The organism is Peribacillus sp. TH27, assembly GCF_016650915.1.
In the GTDB taxonomy this organism is placed as follows: Bacteria; Bacillota; Bacilli; order Bacillales; family DSM-1321; genus Peribacillus; species Peribacillus butanolivorans.
The window spans coordinates 206,216-223,954 of sequence record NZ_JAEKEV010000002.1; the positions used below are offsets into that span (position 1 = coordinate 206,216).

Consider the following 17,739-nt stretch of genomic DNA (forward strand, 5'->3'; position numbering starts at 1 on the left):
TTTAATCAAACTTTTTTTAGAACAACAAGGGTTTAATAAAGGGCTGTTGATGCAGCTCTTTTCTATTGGAGACAAATAGGCAGGTTTAATTGAACATCAAAATGCAAACTTAATTATTCAACTGATAAATTAAACCTATCGATATTTATAAATATTATTAAATTTCATTATGCAAATTCAGGATATAAAATTTAGTAGAAAGGTAATTAGACTGGAGGAAAAAATATGAAAGTTTTGATTCGCATTTACATATTATCGATAATGCGTTACAAACCCTTGGTGAAAACTTTGTTGGTGTAACTCAATTGCCATACAATACATCAGATGATGAAATCATTAAACTTAAGGAACTTGGTGTGAAAGCTATTCGATTCAATGTAAATCGTGGAGGTTCCGAGGATATATCACGTTTAGATTACTTAGCGAGAAGAGTTTATGAATTAGTAAATTGGCATACAGAGCTATACATTGATTCTAACTCTTTAACAGAGATAACAACGATAGTAGAAAAGCTTCCTTCGGTTTCGATAGATCATCTTGGTTTATCAAAAAGCGGTTTTACGAATCTTTTATCTTTAGTTGATAAAGGTGTAAGAGTAAAAGCAACTGGTTTCGGAAGAATTGATTTTGATGATGAAGAAGCAATTCGGACTATATACTCTACAAACCCAGATGCATTGATGTTCGGAACAGATTTACCCTCAACAAGGGCTAATAGGCCTTTTTGATATTCAGATATAGAGCTGATAAATAATATACTTGAGGAAGAAGAAGCTAAAAAAGTTCTTTATAAAAATGCACTTAATTGGTATTTAAAAATATCAGTATAGGAGTTGGTGAAATGGCCTTAACGCTATTACAAATTGATTAATTACTGCACAGTCCGTCTATTATATGCATTTTAAGAGAAGTGACTTGTTCAACTAATGAGTGCTTGAGTTTAATAATGAGGTTGCTGCGGTAGCCTTTTATTTTGTTGAGCTAAATGGGAAGGAAATTTGAGTAAGAAAACGTTATAATATATGTAAATGAAATTCTAAGGGTTTGGTTTAATGAGAGGAGAAATCATGGAGGGATCCTATATGTTTAAATCAATTGATGAATACATTTTACAATTTCCTCATGAGGTTCAGGAAAAACTTAAAAGGTTAAGAAAAGTTATAAAAGAATCAGCACCAGATGCAGAAGAAAAGATAAGTTATCAAATGCCTACCTTTGTTTTACATGGGAATCTGGTACATTTCAGTCGCCTATAAAAAACATATAGGATTTTATCCAACTTCTAGCGGAATCGCCGCTTTTGAACATGAATTTTCGGAATATAAAAGTTCAAAAGGGGCAGTTCAGTTTCCTCTAGAAAAGCCGATGCCGTATGAATTAATAAGCGAGATAGTTAAATTTAGAGTTGCTGAGAATATAAAGAAAGCTGAAGGCAGATTGAAAAAGAAAAAATAATTTCATTCAAATTCTGTTGATTATAAATTCTTATTCAAGTAACGGGACAGTTTAGTCACATAACAAAATTTAATAAGAATACTTCTTTTTTGTTCTGTTATTCATACTTTTTCATAAATTGTTCAAGCAGAAGAAAATCATAATCTAGAAGTGAAAGTAAATTATCAAATACTTCTATATGGGGCAGGCTAGAAACAGGTGCATTTCTTATGCTACTAATTGGGCAGATTTATATAACAAAAAAAGTAGGTACTTAACTTTATTTGTTCATCAAATACGGAATTAAAAGAGAAGCATAGCAAAACTTGGCTTAAATCTTACATTTGGTATAATCATTAAGTAGTTATATTCTTAAAAACAAAAGTATAATGCTCAAACGAAAAAAATATCAATATTAACCTAACTAGTAGAAATGGAGAGAAGCAAATGATTAATAAAGTCGGTCAAATTATGTTATATGTAAATAACCAAGATGAGACATTGAAATTTTGGACAGAAAAAGTAGGGTTTACCGTAGTTTCTGAAGAAGATAACGGCCAAATGAGATGGATTGAAATTGCTCCAACTAAGGAAGCAGAAACGAGTATCATTCTCCACAATAAAGAATTAATTGCAAAAATGCAGCCTGAATTAAATCTTAATACACCGTCGTTAATGTTTTACTCGGAAAATCTCGATAAATTATATAAAGACTTTTCGGATAAAAATATCACAGTCGGAGAACTTGTAAGTATGCCATTTGGTAGAGTATTTAACTTTGCTGATAATGAAGAAAATTACTTTGCGGTTATGGAAAAAAAGTAAATCATATACAAATGAAAACGGATTCAGAAATATCCTTGACAGAAGACTTAAGTTCCCATATGATTAAGGTAACATAAAACGGACAACAAAATAGCAATACTAATTGGGTATGTGACTAAGTGAATCCCCACAAAAGTTGACAGATAGCTGTCGATTCTTTGTGGGGATTTTTGTTCGTTTATTTTATAGAAATGGGGAGATTACATGCCAAAAACAAGGAGAATGGCAAACATATTTGCAGAAGATGGGAAGTCAATCACATTGGCTCTTGATGGTTATTATTTCTCGACGAATACCAGGGGAATTGATGACACAATTGCCGAATTGCCAAAGATGATTGAAAATGGCCTTGATGCAGTACTTGTCACGTATGGTATGGCAAAGACTTACGCCAATTCACTTGCAGATGTGGGCATGCTCGTTCGTGCTGATTTATCGACGGGAGTGTTCGATTCAAGTGTACCAAATACAACTGGTTTGATAGTCGTTGAGGATGCACTGAAGCTTGGTGCAGACGGCATTATTTCAATGACGTTTCCTGGTGCAGCTAACGAAGCAGCCTCACATCAAATTGCCTGGCACCTAGCTCGTGATGCCGATAAATGGAACATGCCATTTATGTGTGAGACATTGCCTTACGGATACGCTGTTACGAATGAGGATTCCAATAATCCGGGAGTGATAGCCACTGGAGCACGTCTTGGTACAGAGCTTGGAGCTGATATTATCAAGACACGTTTTTCAGGGGAAGCAGGAGATTCAGAAATCGTAAAGATGGCTCAAAGGCCTGTTCTTGCCTTGGGAGGACCAAAAACCGAACATATACTAGATTATTTCAAATTCGTAAAACACTGCATGGATGTTGGTGCAAAAGGGGTAGCCGTTGGTCGCAATATTACGCAAAATGAAAAGCCAGCGGGTGTGGTAGCCGCGCTGAATGTAATCATTCACGGGAAAGGTACAGCAGAAGAGGCGTATGAAACATACAGAGCATACTGAAACCATGCAGCACATACAATGTGTAAGAACATGACTTGACACTTTTTTAGGAACATTTTACAATTGAAGGTTGTAAGCGCTATATTAAAAGGGTGGTCGAGATGTTTTCAGATAAGACAGTTATTCCATCAACAAGACAATTAAAAGATTTGGACAGTGCGCTCTCAAGTAAGTCGGAGTACGTATTGTTATCAGAAGCACATATCGGCAATTTAAAGGAATTGACGAAACGGTGTCATCAAGCAGGTAAGAAAGTGTTAGTACACTTAGATTTGATTGAAGGATTAACGAAGGATGCAAAGGGTGTTAAGTGGTTAAAGGAAATGTTCAAGGTTGATGGGGTCATTTCACCGAACCAACGTGTATTAAACACAGCTATGAAGCTTGATTTACTGGCAATTTACCGCGTGTTCCTACTTGATTCTCGTTCTCTTGAACAAGCTTTGAAATCTTTGGAGAATATTAACTTTGATGGAGTTGAGGTTTTACCGGGTCCTTTCGCGATTCATTACGTTAACCAAATTCAGTCAATAATACCAAACACTCATTTACTTGCGGGTGGTTTCCTTGATTCAAAAGTAAAGATTGAAACCGTCTTTCGCGCTGGATTTTCAGCTGTGACGACGAGTCAAAAAGAACTTTGGTAAACAAATACAACAAAATAGCAAGAATGGGTATGAGACCATGGAGAGTCCCCACAAAGTTGACAGAGTTTAAGCTGTCGTTCTTTGTGGTTTTTTTGTTTTAAAAAGAAGGAAAAAGGGGGAGTTTGCATGGAAATGATTAATTGGGTGATCAATTTAGGTCCGTCGGTGATGATGCCGATAATTTTTTTTATCATGGCGCTCTGTTTTCGAGTGACAATTGGCCGTGCCTTTAAAGCGACCATGCTTGTAGGTATTGGATTTGTCGGTATTAGCTTAATTATCACACTTCTTCTTGAAAGCATGGGACCAGTCGCTGAAGCAATGGTTTCCCGATTTGATTTGCAATTGACAGTCATCGACCCTGGGTGGCCTGTAGCGACGGCGATAGGCTGGGGGACGCCTATCGTTCCATTTGCCGTAGCGGGGATCATTCTTTTAAATATCATTCTACTATTCTTGAAAGTAACAAAAACTGTTAATATTGATATATTTAACTTCTGGGTCTTCATGGTTACAGGTGCACTTATTTATAGTATGACAGATAGTATATGGATTGCGACCTTGGCAGCACTGATTCACTTTGTCATTGTCTTGATTATTGGTGATTTGACTGCTCCACGTATTCAGTCTGACTTTAATTTAAAGGGTGTATCTTTTCCACATGGGACGACCGCCGTGTTTGTTCCGTTTGGGATAGCCATCAACTGGATCATTGAACGCATACCCTGGTTGCGCGATGTGAAGGCGGACCCTGAATCAATTACAAAGAAATTCGGTGTGTTCGGCGAACCATTAACACTAGGAGCGATTATCGGCGTCTTGCTTGGGATTCTTGCTGGCTTTGACATTGGATCAGTTATGACGCTAGGGGTGACCGTTGGTGCGGTCATGGTACTTTTACCTAAAATGGTTGACGTCCTTGTCGAAGGTTTATCAATCATACGGGAAGCAGCGGAAGCTTTCTTGAAGAGAAGGTTTCCAAACCGTGAATTTTACATCGCTATGGATACAGCGCTACTCATTGCCCATCCGGCAGTTCTAGCAACTGGACTTTTAATGATACCAACTGCGCTTGTGCTCGCAGTAATCCTTCCAGGTAATCGTTTATTGCCATTCACGGATTTGGCATCGCTTTCATTTCTATTTGCGATGTGTTCACCATTCCTTAAACATAATATGGTCCGCCTTTATATTACTGGAATCGTCATCATGACTATGGTTCTCTTCATTGGGACGGATATCTCGGGCGCATTTACAGAAGCTGCAAAATTGGCTAATGTCGCCTTACCAGACAATATTAGCAACACTACTGAACTCGCTAACTTAGTCGGTGGAGCTTCGACTCCGCTTGGATGGTTACTGATTAAAATCGCGTCATTCTTTGCATAGGGAGGAACGATAATGGAGAATTATTTACTGGGAATTGATAATGGTGGCACAGTCACAAAAGCAGCCTTATACACACTGTCTGGAAAAGAAGTGGAGATTGCCTCGCAAAAGACAAAAATGATAATGCCAAAGCCATTTCATACGGAACGGGATATCGATGAGCTATGGGAAGCAAACGTCAAGGTAATTAAAGAAGTGTTGAGGAAATCGGCGATAGATGCAGGGCAAATTGTTGGTATATCCATTACCGGTCACGGTAACGGTCTTTATTTAGCGACAAAAGACGGAGGGTCTCCTTATAACGGAATCATCTCTACTGATAATCGGGCGAAGAAGTATATAGATGAATGGTATGCAGATCCTCGCTTCGAGACTGAAGTACTTCCTAAGACTATGCAATCTGTTTGGGCGGGTCAGCCAGTAGCATTGCTAGCTTGGTTGCAAGACCATGAGCAAGAAGTAATTGATCAGTCTGATTATATATTCATGGTTAAGGATTTTCTGCGCTTTAAATTGACAGGAGAAGCATACTTGGAGTTGACCGATATTTCTGGCACGAGCTTATTGAATGTGAGAGATCAATGTTTTGATGAGGAATTACTTGACTTCTTCGGGTTACAAAAGATTTTGACTAAGCTTCCCCCACTTAAACAATCTACTGATGTGTGCGGATACATCACAAAAGAAGCTGCGGAAGCGACTGGGCTAAAAGAAGGAACTCCCCTTGCTGGAGGGCTTTTTGATATTGCCGCGTCAGCCATTGCATCCGGTCTTGTGGAAGAAAATAAGCTATGTATCGTCGCTGGAACATGGAGCATTAATGAGTACATCACAAAAAAGCCAGTCATTGATAAAGATTTGTTCATGACGTCAATTTACTGTTTGCCTGATTACTGGCTCACAACTGAAGCGAGTCCAACATCAGCGAGCAATCTTGAATGGTTTATTGATAAGTTCATGGTTGGAGAAAAGTTTGAGTATGAGAATCAAGGGAGGTCCGTGTACGATCTTTGCAATGAATTGGTGGCTTCAACAGGACCGGAGGACAGTAATTTGCTCTTTTTCCCTTTCTTATTCGGGTCGAACACGGTACCAAATGCCACTTCTTGTTTTATTGGCATGAATAGTTGGCATAAGCAGGAGCATTTCGTTCGTGCCGTATACGAAGGAATCGTGTTCGGCCATATGTATCATATTGAGCGATTGCTTAAATATGGTGATAAACCAGTCTCCTCTCGCATTGCCGGGGGAGTAACAAAATCAGATGTATGGCTTCAAATGTTCGCTGATTCCTTGCAGATCCCCCTTGAAATTGTTGAAGTAAAAGAACACGGTACGCTTGGAACCGTAATGTGTGCCGCTGTTATGAATGGACAATATGGTTCAATTAAAGAAGCGGCTATTAAAATGGTGAATGTCGACCGTATTATTAAACCGAATCTGGATAAAGCAAAAGTGTATGCTGAAAAGTACAATAGGTATAAAGAAACTCTGGAGCATATGGAAAAAATGTGGAAGGTAGGTATATAATGCTATGGACTTAGGTATTCAAGGAAAAACTGCAATCATCACGGGTGGCTCACGAGGGGTAGGTCGTGAAACCGCCCTCTCCTTAGCGCATGAAGGTGCTAACATCGTCTTAACGTACCAGGGCAATCAAAAAAAAGCACAAGAAGTGGTTGAGGAGATTAAGTCGCTTGGCTGCAAAGCAGTCTCCTTTCAAGTAAACTTAGCCAATGCTGATGCAGCTGTTGAGCTAATTCATAAGAGCATCGAGCATTTTGGTGAAGTGGATTTGCTCATCAATAATGCTGGGGTGTGGCCAACGAGCTATGTGAAGGATATGAGCTTAGCGGAATGGAATGAAACGATCGAAATCAATTTGACTAGCGTTTTTCTGACGTGTCAAACATTTGCCAATCATTGCCTTGAACGAAACAAACGTGGCAAAATCTTAAACATCACGTCGCAAGCTGCGTTTCATGGATCGACGACTGGACACGCTCATTACGCTGCAAGCAAGGCGGGGATGGTCGGGTTTACGATTTCGCTCGCTCGTGAAATAGCGAAGAATGGTATAAATGTCAATAACCTTGCATTAGGTATTGTTGAGACCGACATGATCAGAGAATCACTTGAGAAGAATGAAGACTATTACGTCAATCGTATTCCACTTGGGCGAGTTGCTACAGCGAAAGAAATCGCTGACATTGCTATCTTCCTAGTTTCCGAAAAAGCAAACTACATTACGGGAGCGACGCTAGACGCCACAGGCGGCATGTTAATGCGCTAAAAGTAAAGAAAAATGATGATAAGGAGTGTTCAACGGTGAGATGCTTAGCGATTGCTGATTTATTTATTACAAAAGATATGATGGTACAGGGCTTGAAAAAATTAGTTGAAGCTGGAATAGAAGTAACTGTCCGCGAGTGGATACATGAGAATTTAGAACAGCTGCAAAAAGACAATTTAACTATCGAAAATGGAGGGAGCGAAGTCGTGGAGTTACCCGACACTTTGTTTGAGGACATCGAGACATTTGATATCGTCATTACGCAATTTGCCCCTATAAATACTAAATTAATCCTTGCTGCTAGCAACTTGAAGTTGATAGGTGTCCTGCGTGGTGGTACGGAGAATGTCAATGAGGATCTGGCGAAAGACAGAAACATTGAAGTCATCAATACTCCTGGGCGCAACGCCCGTAGTGTAGCTGAATTTACAGTCGGTTTAATTCTATCAGAAATTCGTAACATAGCTCGTTCTCACGCCTCTTTAAAACAAGGCAAATGGCGCAAGGACTTTCCTAACGGAGCGTTCGTGCCAGAACTCGAAGAAAGAACGATCGGTCTAATTGGATTTGGGAACATCGGTCAACTCGTTGGACGTTTCTTAAACGGATTCGATGCACGAATCATATACTATGACCCGTATTATAAAGGTCAAAACGACTTCGAACAAGTTGACCTTAACACATTACTTGCACAGTCCGACGTCGTTTCGATGCATGGACGATTAACAGAAGAGACAAAAGATATGATCCGTTACCAGCACTTCCAACAAATGAAGGACACGGCTATAATCGTTAATACAGCGAGGTCCGGCCTCATTAAGGAAGACGATCTCATTCAAGCGTTGCAAAATAATGAAATTGCAGGAGCAGCTATCGACACCTTTGACCATGAGCCATTGGGGAACAACAGTCCATTCCTGCAACTCGACAATGTGACAATCACATCTCATATGGCTGGAAGTACAAATGATGCCTTTCGAAACACCCCGAAGAAATTGGCGGAACGGCTGCTGGAGTGGGATAAGAAGAAATCATAAAGCTTTATTTATAAAAAAGAGCCCCGGTAATTTGACGGGGTTCTATGTCTGGAAAAAAATGAGTACCATCTTTTCACTGAAATCAATCGTTCGATATTTAGCAAGGCTGCCATCCATTGTTTAACGTACTTTTTTTGGATCGAATGAATCGGTATGAAACCCAACTTCTAATAATACATCATCTAAACATTCTTCATAATCTTGATGATTACCATGTAAATATCTTTTAATAATATCGTTGAGTAAGCCGCCGTATGTTTGAATCAGAAACGTAATGCTTTTCTCATTACGTTCCTATTATTATATTAGCTCATCACGAATATTAGGAAAATACACCCTATGCCTTTTTTGGTATTCCATTGCTTTTGTAGGTGAAGTGTATTCTAAACATTAATGGAATTTATTGATATTTAAGTACTAGATGTAGTTGATGCTGTATGGTTCGTTCCATAAGTTCCACTTGTTTCCTAAGAAAATAGCTGTTGATAGACTATTCATGGCTACCCTCTGAAAATTTCGTATATAAAATTACTTTTTCATCTGTGTTGATAGCCTATTTTTTTACCAGCTGTATGAAAAGAAAACGTAATATTTTAGTTAACGACGGACGATAAGAGGTATTCTTTTGTCTACAAACTGGGCGACCGTCTTAAGTAACGGTCGCTTCTTTCTACAAATACCACTACTAAACCATCTATATTTCCCATATAATTGAAATACACTATGTATAGAGGTGAATTTATGGACTCTTCCTCGTTTTATTCTATTGTGATCATAATTGCTGTATTGGTCTTATGGCGTAGAACCAGAGCAATGTATCGTCCTATTAAGGGAAACGGGACCCGCATTCTCTTACCCATAATATTTTTGTTATTACCCTTTATTCTCGTCATTTTAAATCCAACAGCACATGTCGCTGGTTGGGAATGGGTTTGTGCAGGTATCTTTGGGTTCCTTTTGTCAATTCCACTTATTTGGACCACTAACTATGAACTCCGATCTGATCAGCATATTTATGCTGTAAAAAGCAAAAGCTTTATCATTACCTTTCTCATCGTACTTATTTTCCGGTTTTTGCTTCGTGATTATTTAAAATGGCTAGGTCCAGAAACAGAAGCATCACTATTTATGACTGTAGCACTAGGATATATCTTACCTTGGAGAATTATCTCTTTCATCAAATTTCGCCAGCTATACAAAAGTCGAATCCAAACTAGCGACAACATTGACTTTCGATAATACTGATTATGTGAATGGAAAGTCTCTTCAGAACTTGAAATAGATTCTATAGAGTAGACATAAATAAGGGCTCCCCGTTGGTATTATCTTCTTTAAGTAGACAGTGTAACATCCATGTATATACATGGATATTACACTATTACTTGGAGGGATTTTTCTATTTTTCCTTATTTTGTAGAGATAGATAAACAACTAATATTAAAATAAGGAGTCCACCAACAATCTGCAAAAATCCAAATGGTAACTGCAACCAAAGAATACTACTGACAACAGCTGTTAATGGCTCAACTGTGCCAAGTAAAGTCGTTTCCTTCGCCGTTAAGTATTCTAAGCTTTTGATAAACATCCAAAAAGCGAGTGCTGTGCCAAAGAGGATTGTAAACCCTAACGCGATATAAATGGAAGCGGACCAATTTGTAGCTTCGATTGCCCAAATAGGATGTACAAAATTCATAATAATTCCGGCAAGTAACATAGCCCAACCAACAACAATAACGGATGAAAAGGACTCCAATAACGAACGTGCATAGAGTGTGTAAAAAGCTAATGATAGTCCTGAAATTACGCCCCAAATAACAGCTGATAAGGGTACAGATAAATTATTAAATGATCCATTGGTTAATAATAAAAAAGTACCAAGGAGTGTCAAACTAATGGCCAAAAGATCGGAACCTGTTAATTTTTGAATCCCCTTTACAATGAAATAAAAAATAATAAAAATCGGTGCTAAGTATTGTAGTAATGTAGCTATTGCGAAGCATTGCCGAGAGCGATGGAAACCATGTAAGAATATTGAACAAGTAACATGCCGAACAGACTGAAGGTGATTAACCGATTCCGACTGGTCGGCTCCCTCCAAATTTGAAAAAGATGCTTACGATTACTGCTCACTAATTGGCTACTAAGTAAGAGAATCCCCCCAATTAAGAGTCGTGTTGTCACAAACCAATCCACATCGATATTACCAGATTGAAAAAGATGCTGCGCGACTGTCCCACCAACTCCCCAAAAACTAGCGCCAAAAATGACATAGAAAATTCCTATTAAACGATTTTGTTTATTCATATAATCACCTATCAATATTAAGATATAATCAATATATAGAATATTAAGATCTATAAATAGCGAATTAATCTCTAAAAATATAAGAATATTGAGGTGATTAAGTGCAAATCTACAACATTTCTATTAATTCACAGTACCAAGAACTTGTACAATACAAAGATCCACAATGGCCAGTCATTTTCTATCATACTAATATTCGGAAAAATATTGTTGGCTATATTCCACTTCATTGGCATGAGGAGCTACAGTTTGTCGTTGTAACAGGTGGTCATGTATGCTTTCAAATTCATGGTGAAGAAATTAATTTAAATGAAGGAGAAGGGATTTTTATTAATTCAGGAGTAATTCATGAAGCACATGCCGATTCATGTGAGGGACGTTATATTTGTTGGAATGTAGGTGTGCATTTAGCCAGTTCGTATATTGAAAAGAAGTATATAGGGTTCCTTATTCAAAATGAAAAAGTTCCTTTTATCCCTTTTTCACCTAGTATCAATTGGCAAAATGACATTATGGAAGCAATCAAAAAAGGATTTGTCGCGTATGAGAACAAATCATTTGGATGTGAATTAGTAATTACACAACAGTACCTTTTCTGTATTGAGCGTCTGGTCACGAACATCGTACCTAATCATGGGCAGAAAAAAGTAGTTTACGATCCAAGAGTAAAAGAAATATTACGATATATGCATCATCATTATGGAAGTAAAATCACACTAGATGATGTCGCAAATGTTGCTTATTTAAGTAGAGCTGAAACCAATCGTCTTTTTAAAAAGCATCTGGGCCGAACACCTTTTCAGTATTTATTGTCTTACCGCTTAGATAGAAGTAAAGAGCTTTTAGTTCGAACAACAAGTTCTATTACAGAAATCTCTTTAGAAGTAGGTTTTTCAAGTACTAGCTATTTTATCGAAAAGTTTAAAACTGCATTTGGCATGACTCCTAATAAATTTCGTCTAGTTGAAAAAAATTTTTAAAGCCTTTTGGCAAGTTGCTTCATCCAAAGAGATATTGTTTTTTTTATTAATGGATCAGAAAATGATGAAAGTGGTTTAGGGTACGGTCATACCAGTTAGTTTCAAGATTATTCAGATCAAACCTTGCTATTTTTGATTGTTAAAGGATTTTCCAACCGAAAATCCTTTTTTCATTGCGGATAAGCGCCATTATGTGATCTAGATACTATTTTCATTTTCCCTTAATCTTCAAATAACAGGGAAGGATACTTTAATTAATATGTCAAATATAAGTATTATAAGGAGTTGAATTAAAATGAATTACGAAAAAATTGGCTCGGCTAGTGGAATAGTACTAGCTGTAAGTAAAAGTAATAAACACACATTTAGTAAGGATAATTGCAGTAGTATAAAACTTTTGAAAGGTTTGGGAGTCGAAGGAGATGCCCATTTAGGTAAAACAGTTAAGCATCGTTCACGTGTAGCAAGTAACCCAAATCAACCTAACCTGCGACAAGTTCATCTAATCCACTCAGAATTATTAGATGAGTTGAAAGATAGCTTTAATGTTACAGCTGGTCAAATGGGTGAAAATATCACCACACAAGGTATCGATCTGCTTGGTTTACCGAGGGATACCTTTCTATATATTGGGGAAACAGCAGTTATTAAAGTAACAGGCTTACGAAATCCATGTGTCCAAATAGATCAATTTAAATCAGGTCTTATGAAAGCAGTTTTAGAACGTGATAAGCAGGGGCACTTGATACGGAAAGCAGGAATAATGAGCATAGTTATGGAAAGTGGTGAGGTTCACCCCGGAGACCCGGTTAGAATACAATTACCTCCTTTACCTCATATACCTCTTGAAAGGGTGTAATGTTTTCATTTGAACCTCTTTTTTGTTTGAAAAGTATTTAAGAATATAAGATTATTATCCATTCTATCCCCGGAACGACAGCAGAACTTTAAACCCTTATTTAACTGCCGATAGTCCTGAGTATTGTTTAATTAATGGTGCTTCAGCCTCTATTTCATATCTTCCAGCTGCTACTGATCACGAATCGGCTGCAGCTTATATTTTGATGTTATGATGTTAGAATGGGTCACTGAATAAAATATTGTTCAAATTTAGTCAGCTGGCCTTGGTCCAGCGTCTATTCGAGAGTTTTCTACAGTCATGATCGGTCGAATGGTTATGTCTCCATTGACAAAAATTTGACAGGATAAACGCAAATGATCTTCCATTCCTTTTTCCTCAAAAGCCTTTTTTTCTTTATGTGTTACCTCAAAAAAATCACCTGCCAATATTTCTACTCTGCAAGTCGTACATTTTGCTTTCCCTCCACATCGATGGAGAATATTAATGTCGTTATCTTCTAGAGCTAATACTAACTTTTTACCCATTTCAACTTCAAAAGTTCCTTGGTCAAATACAGTTACGTAAGGCATTTTATACCACCTCATATATATAATATCTTCCAATTGGTCTTTAACATATTTATTGTCTTACCTTGCCCTTATGACATAATAAAATGTAAAGTCATTCCTGATTGATGTAAAAAGATGAATGAAGAAATGGAAAACTCGTTTTGCTTTCATTAATGAATAATAACTCTCTTGAAGACAAACTTTAAGTACATTAATAAATCTAGATTGAACAAGATGTAAACCGATATAAATAAATAAATAAAAATCTAGATTGAACTTTTTGCGTTCAATGATGATTATCGCAAAAAAGAGAGTGAAAAAATAGAAGGGAGGTGCGTGTCTGTGAATAATGGTAATTGCGATTTTTCACCAATGAAACAAATATTAAAAGAGGATATTCGCCAAGTAATAACTGAATTACAGAATAACTTAGAAGCAATGGATAATGAAAACTATTGTCTTCTTGGAAATTTTGAAAAAATCAAAGAAAATTTTGTCTACATTGACATGAAAGCTGCAACTTTTTATTTAAACTGTTATTTGTCTCCGTTTACGGACAAATATCCCGAATTATCAATTTGTGTACAAAATATGTCGAATCTGAGACATGGTGGCTTAATTGTGATTCAACGGGAAGATTCTCTTGAGTCTTTGATTCAACCAGGAATTTCAATTGGAGCAGAATTAAACCATTCTTTATTGGAATCAATTTTTTTCCCTGGAAATCCACTACATGATGGTGCTGTACTGGTTACTCTTAATCATATTGATTCCGCAGCAAATGTCCTTCCACTTTCAGACAGATCATCAGGGGGTAAAAAACTTGGAACACGCCATCGTGCTGCTTTAGGTTTAACTGAACGAAGTGATGCTCTTGTACTGGTAGTATCTGAGGAAACAGGTAGAGTTTCATTTGCCTTAAATGGGAACCTGTACCCAATTACTAATCATGGGTCTCTATAGATAAGAATTTCTAAAATCATATTTTTTATTAATTACAGTCGCACTATATATAAATACAGTAACCACCTTTGGTGTTATCCTAGCTTATATTGGATACACAATTGGTCTCGCATTTTATTGAAATTCTGAACGCTTACTCAATTAACGGGCGCTTTAACGGGGGAAGGATCACAGAAATCATCAAAATTTTTAATAAAAGAATGATTCAAATGAATATATTAAGAGCGTGTTTTTGATTAAAATCTTTTTCAAACAATGAAATCGTCAAGGAAGCAGGAATATCAAAGGGGTTATTATTTCATTATTTTCAAAATAAAAAGCAATTATATTTATTCTTGTATGAACATATGATCGATATTCTAATGGATAAAATTATGGAAAAAATAAATTGGGAAGAAAAAGACATTTTTGTCCGCTATCGGCAAATCGCATTACTGAAAATTGGAATATATCAAATTTACCCTGAAATGTTAAATTTCGTTAAGTCGATCTATAAAGACTCCTCCCCTGCAGTTAAAATTGATATAAACAGCAGGGGGAAGGAATTGTTCGAAAGTTCCTTTAATAAATTATTTTCCGATATTGATCTTTCTAAATTTAAAAAAGGGATTGATATTAAAAAGGCGATCAACATTATTAATTGGACATTAGAAGGGTTTGCGTATCAAATGCAAGAAAAAGTATCGTCCCTATCCCTGGAGCAAATCGCTAGCGATAAGACAATGGCAGAAATGGAAGAATACTTGGAAATACTAAGGGATTCTTTGTACGAATAAGGTAGTGATCCATCATTTCTAAAATTGGTAATTCCGCATACCGATGAGAAAAAAGGGAGGAATTATAAATGAACGTAATAGAAATTAAAAATCTATCCAAAACTTACGGCAAATCAAGAGGAATATCCGATATTAGTTTTAATGTTGAACAGGGTGAAATTTTCGGGTTTATAGGACCGAATGGTGCCGGGAAGTCGACAACGATTCGCACATTATTATCGCTCATTTACCCAACGAGCGGAAGCGCCACTATTTTTGGGAAAGACTGTATTCGTTTTGCTCCAGAAATAAAAAAGGAAATTGGCTATTTACCATCAGAAGTTTTTTACTATGACAATATGAAAGTAAAGGAACTTTTAAATTACTCAGCCAGTTTTTATAAAAAGGATTGTAGTAAGAGAATCAAAGATTTAGCAAAAATAATGGACTTGGATCTCAATAAAAAAATTGATGACCTTTCTTTAGGAAACAAGAAAAAGGTCGGGATTGTTCAAGGGCTTCTCCATGAACCTAAACTTATTATTTTGGATGAACCCACGAGCGGGCTTGACCCATTAATGCAGCAAAAATTTTTTGAACTATTAGAGGAAGAGAATAAAAAAGGTGCTACGATTCTATTTTCGTCGCACATCCTCAGCGAGGTTCAAAGATTATGTAATCGAGTTGCCATCATTAAAGAAGGTAAAATCGTAACGGTAGAAAAGATTAGTATCTTACAGGAGAACAACTATAAAAAGTTTAAAATTGAGACGAAATCTGCCCTAGATAAGAATTATTTCCAAATCGGAGGGGTCAATAAATTAGAGGTTAACAATAACGTAATCAGCTTTTTATTTAGAGGTAATATCAATACAGTGATGAAAAGAATCGCGGAAATTGAAATCGCGAATCTATGGATCGAAGAGCCGGACCTTGAGGAGATCTTTATGCATTATTACGAAAAGGAGGCCTAAGAAACTATGAATATCTTTATGCATGAATTGAAGGCTTATCGAAAGTCTACGATCATATGGTCTCTATCGTTAATTGTGATCATCGTTATTTTCATGTCGATGTATTCCTCATTTGCAGAGGATGCAGAGGATTTTAAAAAAATATTGGAAAATTATCCGGCTGCGATAAGAAACGCACTTGGGTTTAATCAAGAAAATTTCTTTACTATTATAGGATTCTATAGCTTCCCATTATCGTTCATTACTCTTTGCGCAGCAATCCAGGCAATGAATCTCGGCACTTCTATTGTCAGCAAGGAAGTCCTTGCAAAAACAGCGGACTTTTTGTTAACGAAGCCTGTTACCCGTACTAAAATTTTGACAGCCAAGTTATTGGCAGCTTTTGTTTCGATTGTCATGACGAATATCGTTTATTTCGCGGCAGCTAGCTTTGTGGCATTACAAGTCAAGACTGATGAGTTTAGCTTGAAAATTTTCTTTTTGCTGTCGCTTACAATTTTTTTCATTCAACTCCTATTCTTAGCCTTGGGGATCATCATTTCTGTTATTGTCCAAAGGATCAAATCCGTGCTGACCGTCTCGCTTGCCACTGTCTTTGTTTTCTACTTTGTGGGAATGTTCAGTGATACGACAGGTGATGAAGTGAAACGTTATATTTCCCCGTTTAAATATTTCGACGCGGCTTATATCATTAAACATTCCAGCTATGAAGCAACATTTTTGATTGTTGGTGCAGTTATTATCATTCTTGCCATAGCAGCTAGTTATGTCGTCTATAACAAGAAGGATATACATGCTGTTTAAGAATGCTTGCTTTACTTGTGGAACGCTATATGGAGGAGTTGGGTCATGAATATATTTTTAAAAGAAATGAAGTATCATCGAAAATCGCTCATATTTTGGAGCATCGGTGTCTTCCTTATGGTGACATCAGGAATGACTAAATATGAAGCATATTCGTCATCGGGGCAATCGATAAATGATTTGATCGCAGATATTCCAAAATCGCTGCGGGCTGTATTGGGTTTCAGTGATTTAGATTTAACGAAGGCCAGCGGCTACTATGGAATGCTTTTTCTCTATTTATTATTAATGGCAACCATTCATGCGGTAATGCTTGGAGCAACCATTATTGCTAAAGAAGAACGGGATAAAACATCCGAGTTTTTATTCGTCAAACCAGTATCTAGAAGTAAAGTCATTACAAATAAGCTATTGGCAGCATTCACTAATATCGTAATCTTTAATCTCGCAACATTCGTTTCGTCCATTATTCTTTTAGGGAAATACAGCGATGGTGAGGCGGTTAATGGTGAAATAGCCATATTAATGGCGGCAATGTTCTTTTTGCAGGTCTTGTTCATGGTCATCGGCAGCGCACTTGCTGCTGTAAAAAAGAAGCCAAAAACGGCTGCATCTGTAGCGGCTGGAATCCTTTTACTAACGTATTTGTTATCAATCGTTATTGATTTGAATGAGAACCTTGAAGGCTTAAGATATCTTACACCATTTAAATATTTTGAAGCGAAAAATGTAATGTATGGCGGCGGTTTGGATGTAATATTTGTAGTAATTTCACTAATATTGATTCTAACACTTTTGGTCGTAACCTATGTTTTTTATAAAAAAAGAGATTTGAATGTTTAGTACAAAGACCGTAATTTTCGGTCTTTTTTCATGGAAATAAAAAGCAACAATGAAATGTAACATAGCCCCATTAAATAAAACT

General features: G+C 36.9%; 16 protein-coding genes and 4 pseudogenes. 18 read left to right on the top strand and 2 right to left on the bottom strand.

Translation table 11 applies throughout. The features are described 5' to 3' along the window. Positions 1–263 precede the first annotated feature (263 nt). The 10 genes and pseudogenes from JFU24_RS02555 to JFU24_RS02600 form a co-directional block, all read left to right on the top strand. Positions 264–830, top strand: a pseudogene (locus tag JFU24_RS02555) (amidohydrolase family protein); the annotation flags it as partial. A 237-nt stretch (positions 831–1,067) separates the two neighbouring features. Next, a pseudogene (locus JFU24_RS02560) lies at positions 1,068–1,455 on the top strand (iron chaperone). A 426-nt stretch (positions 1,456–1,881) separates the two neighbouring features. Continuing rightward, positions 1,882–2,259: a VOC family protein gene (locus JFU24_RS02565; protein ID WP_057214524.1), complete on the top strand. Its 378-nt coding sequence runs from the start codon at positions 1,882–1,884 to the stop codon at positions 2,257–2,259. 204 nt (positions 2,260–2,463) lie between these two features. Beyond that, entirely contained in the window at positions 2,464–3,258 is a 795-nt protein-coding gene (locus JFU24_RS02570; RefSeq protein WP_201224484.1) for a class I fructose-bisphosphate aldolase, read from the top strand. A gap of 101 nt (positions 3,259–3,359) precedes the next feature. Then, positions 3,360–3,905, top strand: coding sequence for a glycerol-3-phosphate responsive antiterminator (locus JFU24_RS02575; RefSeq protein WP_201184710.1), 546 nt, complete (start codon positions 3,360–3,362; stop codon positions 3,903–3,905). Between the two features lie 126 nt (positions 3,906–4,031). Beyond that, positions 4,032–5,294 (top strand): PTS galactitol transporter subunit IIC, encoded by a 1,263-nt coding sequence (locus tag JFU24_RS02580; protein WP_201249445.1) that lies wholly within the window; start codon positions 4,032–4,034, stop codon positions 5,292–5,294. Positions 5,295–5,306: 12 nt separating this feature from the next. Further along, the gene (locus JFU24_RS02585; RefSeq protein ID WP_201249446.1) at positions 5,307–6,824 is read left to right on the top strand and encodes an FGGY-family carbohydrate kinase; all 1,518 of its coding nucleotides are present in this window, start codon (positions 5,307–5,309) and stop codon (positions 6,822–6,824) included. Between the two features lie 4 nt (positions 6,825–6,828). After that, a complete protein-coding gene (locus tag JFU24_RS02590; protein ID WP_201184705.1) occupies positions 6,829–7,587 on the top strand; it encodes an SDR family NAD(P)-dependent oxidoreductase in 759 nt (252 codons plus the stop codon). 35 nt (positions 7,588–7,622) lie between these two features. Continuing rightward, entirely contained in the window at positions 7,623–8,624 is a 1,002-nt protein-coding gene (locus JFU24_RS02595) for an NAD(P)-dependent oxidoreductase (RefSeq protein WP_201224490.1), read from the top strand. A 741-nt stretch (positions 8,625–9,365) separates the two neighbouring features. After that, the gene (locus tag JFU24_RS02600; protein ID WP_201249447.1) at positions 9,366–9,863 is read left to right on the top strand and encodes a CcdC protein domain-containing protein; all 498 of its coding nucleotides are present in this window, start codon (positions 9,366–9,368) and stop codon (positions 9,861–9,863) included. 157 nt (positions 9,864–10,020) lie between these two features. Here the strand turns inward: JFU24_RS02600 and JFU24_RS02605 are convergent. After that, positions 10,021–10,928: pseudogene (locus JFU24_RS02605) on the bottom strand (DMT family transporter). Positions 10,929–11,029: 101 nt separating this feature from the next. On the opposite strand from JFU24_RS02605, the gene JFU24_RS30965 reads away from it, so the two are divergent. Together JFU24_RS30965 and JFU24_RS02615 are read left to right on the top strand one after the other, a co-directional pair. Continuing rightward, positions 11,030–11,908: a helix-turn-helix domain-containing protein gene (locus JFU24_RS30965; RefSeq protein ID WP_201249448.1), complete on the top strand. Its 879-nt coding sequence runs from the start codon at positions 11,030–11,032 to the stop codon at positions 11,906–11,908. A 295-nt stretch (positions 11,909–12,203) separates the two neighbouring features. Beyond that, positions 12,204–12,767: an MOSC domain-containing protein gene (locus tag JFU24_RS02615; protein WP_201249449.1), complete on the top strand. Its 564-nt coding sequence runs from the start codon at positions 12,204–12,206 to the stop codon at positions 12,765–12,767. Positions 12,768–13,018: 251 nt separating this feature from the next. Here the strand turns inward: JFU24_RS02615 and JFU24_RS02620 are convergent, their stop codons facing one another. Beyond that, entirely contained in the window at positions 13,019–13,339 is a 321-nt protein-coding gene (locus JFU24_RS02620) for a 2Fe-2S iron-sulfur cluster-binding protein (RefSeq protein ID WP_056522869.1), read from the bottom strand. 321 nt (positions 13,340–13,660) lie between these two features. On the opposite strand from JFU24_RS02620, the gene cdaS reads away from it, so the two are divergent. The 6 genes and pseudogenes from cdaS to JFU24_RS02645 all read left to right on the top strand — a co-directional run bounded on the left by cdaS (position 13,661) and on the right by JFU24_RS02645 (position 17,657). Continuing rightward, on the top strand, positions 13,661–14,281 hold the full coding sequence (cdaS, locus tag JFU24_RS02625) for a sporulation-specific diadenylate cyclase CdaS (RefSeq protein ID WP_201249450.1): 621 nt from the start codon (positions 13,661–13,663) through the stop codon (positions 14,279–14,281). A gap of 260 nt (positions 14,282–14,541) precedes the next feature. Then, positions 14,542–14,598 (top strand): annotated as a pseudogene (locus JFU24_RS31155) (TetR family transcriptional regulator); the annotation flags it as partial. A 57-nt stretch (positions 14,599–14,655) separates the two neighbouring features. Beyond that, entirely contained in the window at positions 14,656–15,057 is a 402-nt protein-coding gene (locus tag JFU24_RS02630) for a hypothetical protein (protein ID WP_242485255.1), read from the top strand. Between the two features lie 68 nt (positions 15,058–15,125). Beyond that, on the top strand, positions 15,126–16,010 hold the full coding sequence (locus JFU24_RS02635; RefSeq protein ID WP_201249451.1) for an ABC transporter ATP-binding protein: 885 nt from the start codon (positions 15,126–15,128) through the stop codon (positions 16,008–16,010). Positions 16,011–16,016: 6 nt separating this feature from the next. Next, positions 16,017–16,814, top strand: coding sequence for an ABC transporter permease subunit (locus JFU24_RS02640; protein WP_201184688.1), 798 nt, complete (start codon positions 16,017–16,019; stop codon positions 16,812–16,814). Between the two features lie 45 nt (positions 16,815–16,859). Next, a complete protein-coding gene (locus JFU24_RS02645) occupies positions 16,860–17,657 on the top strand; it encodes an ABC transporter permease subunit (protein ID WP_201249452.1) in 798 nt (265 codons plus the stop codon). Positions 17,658–17,739 lie beyond the last annotated feature (82 nt).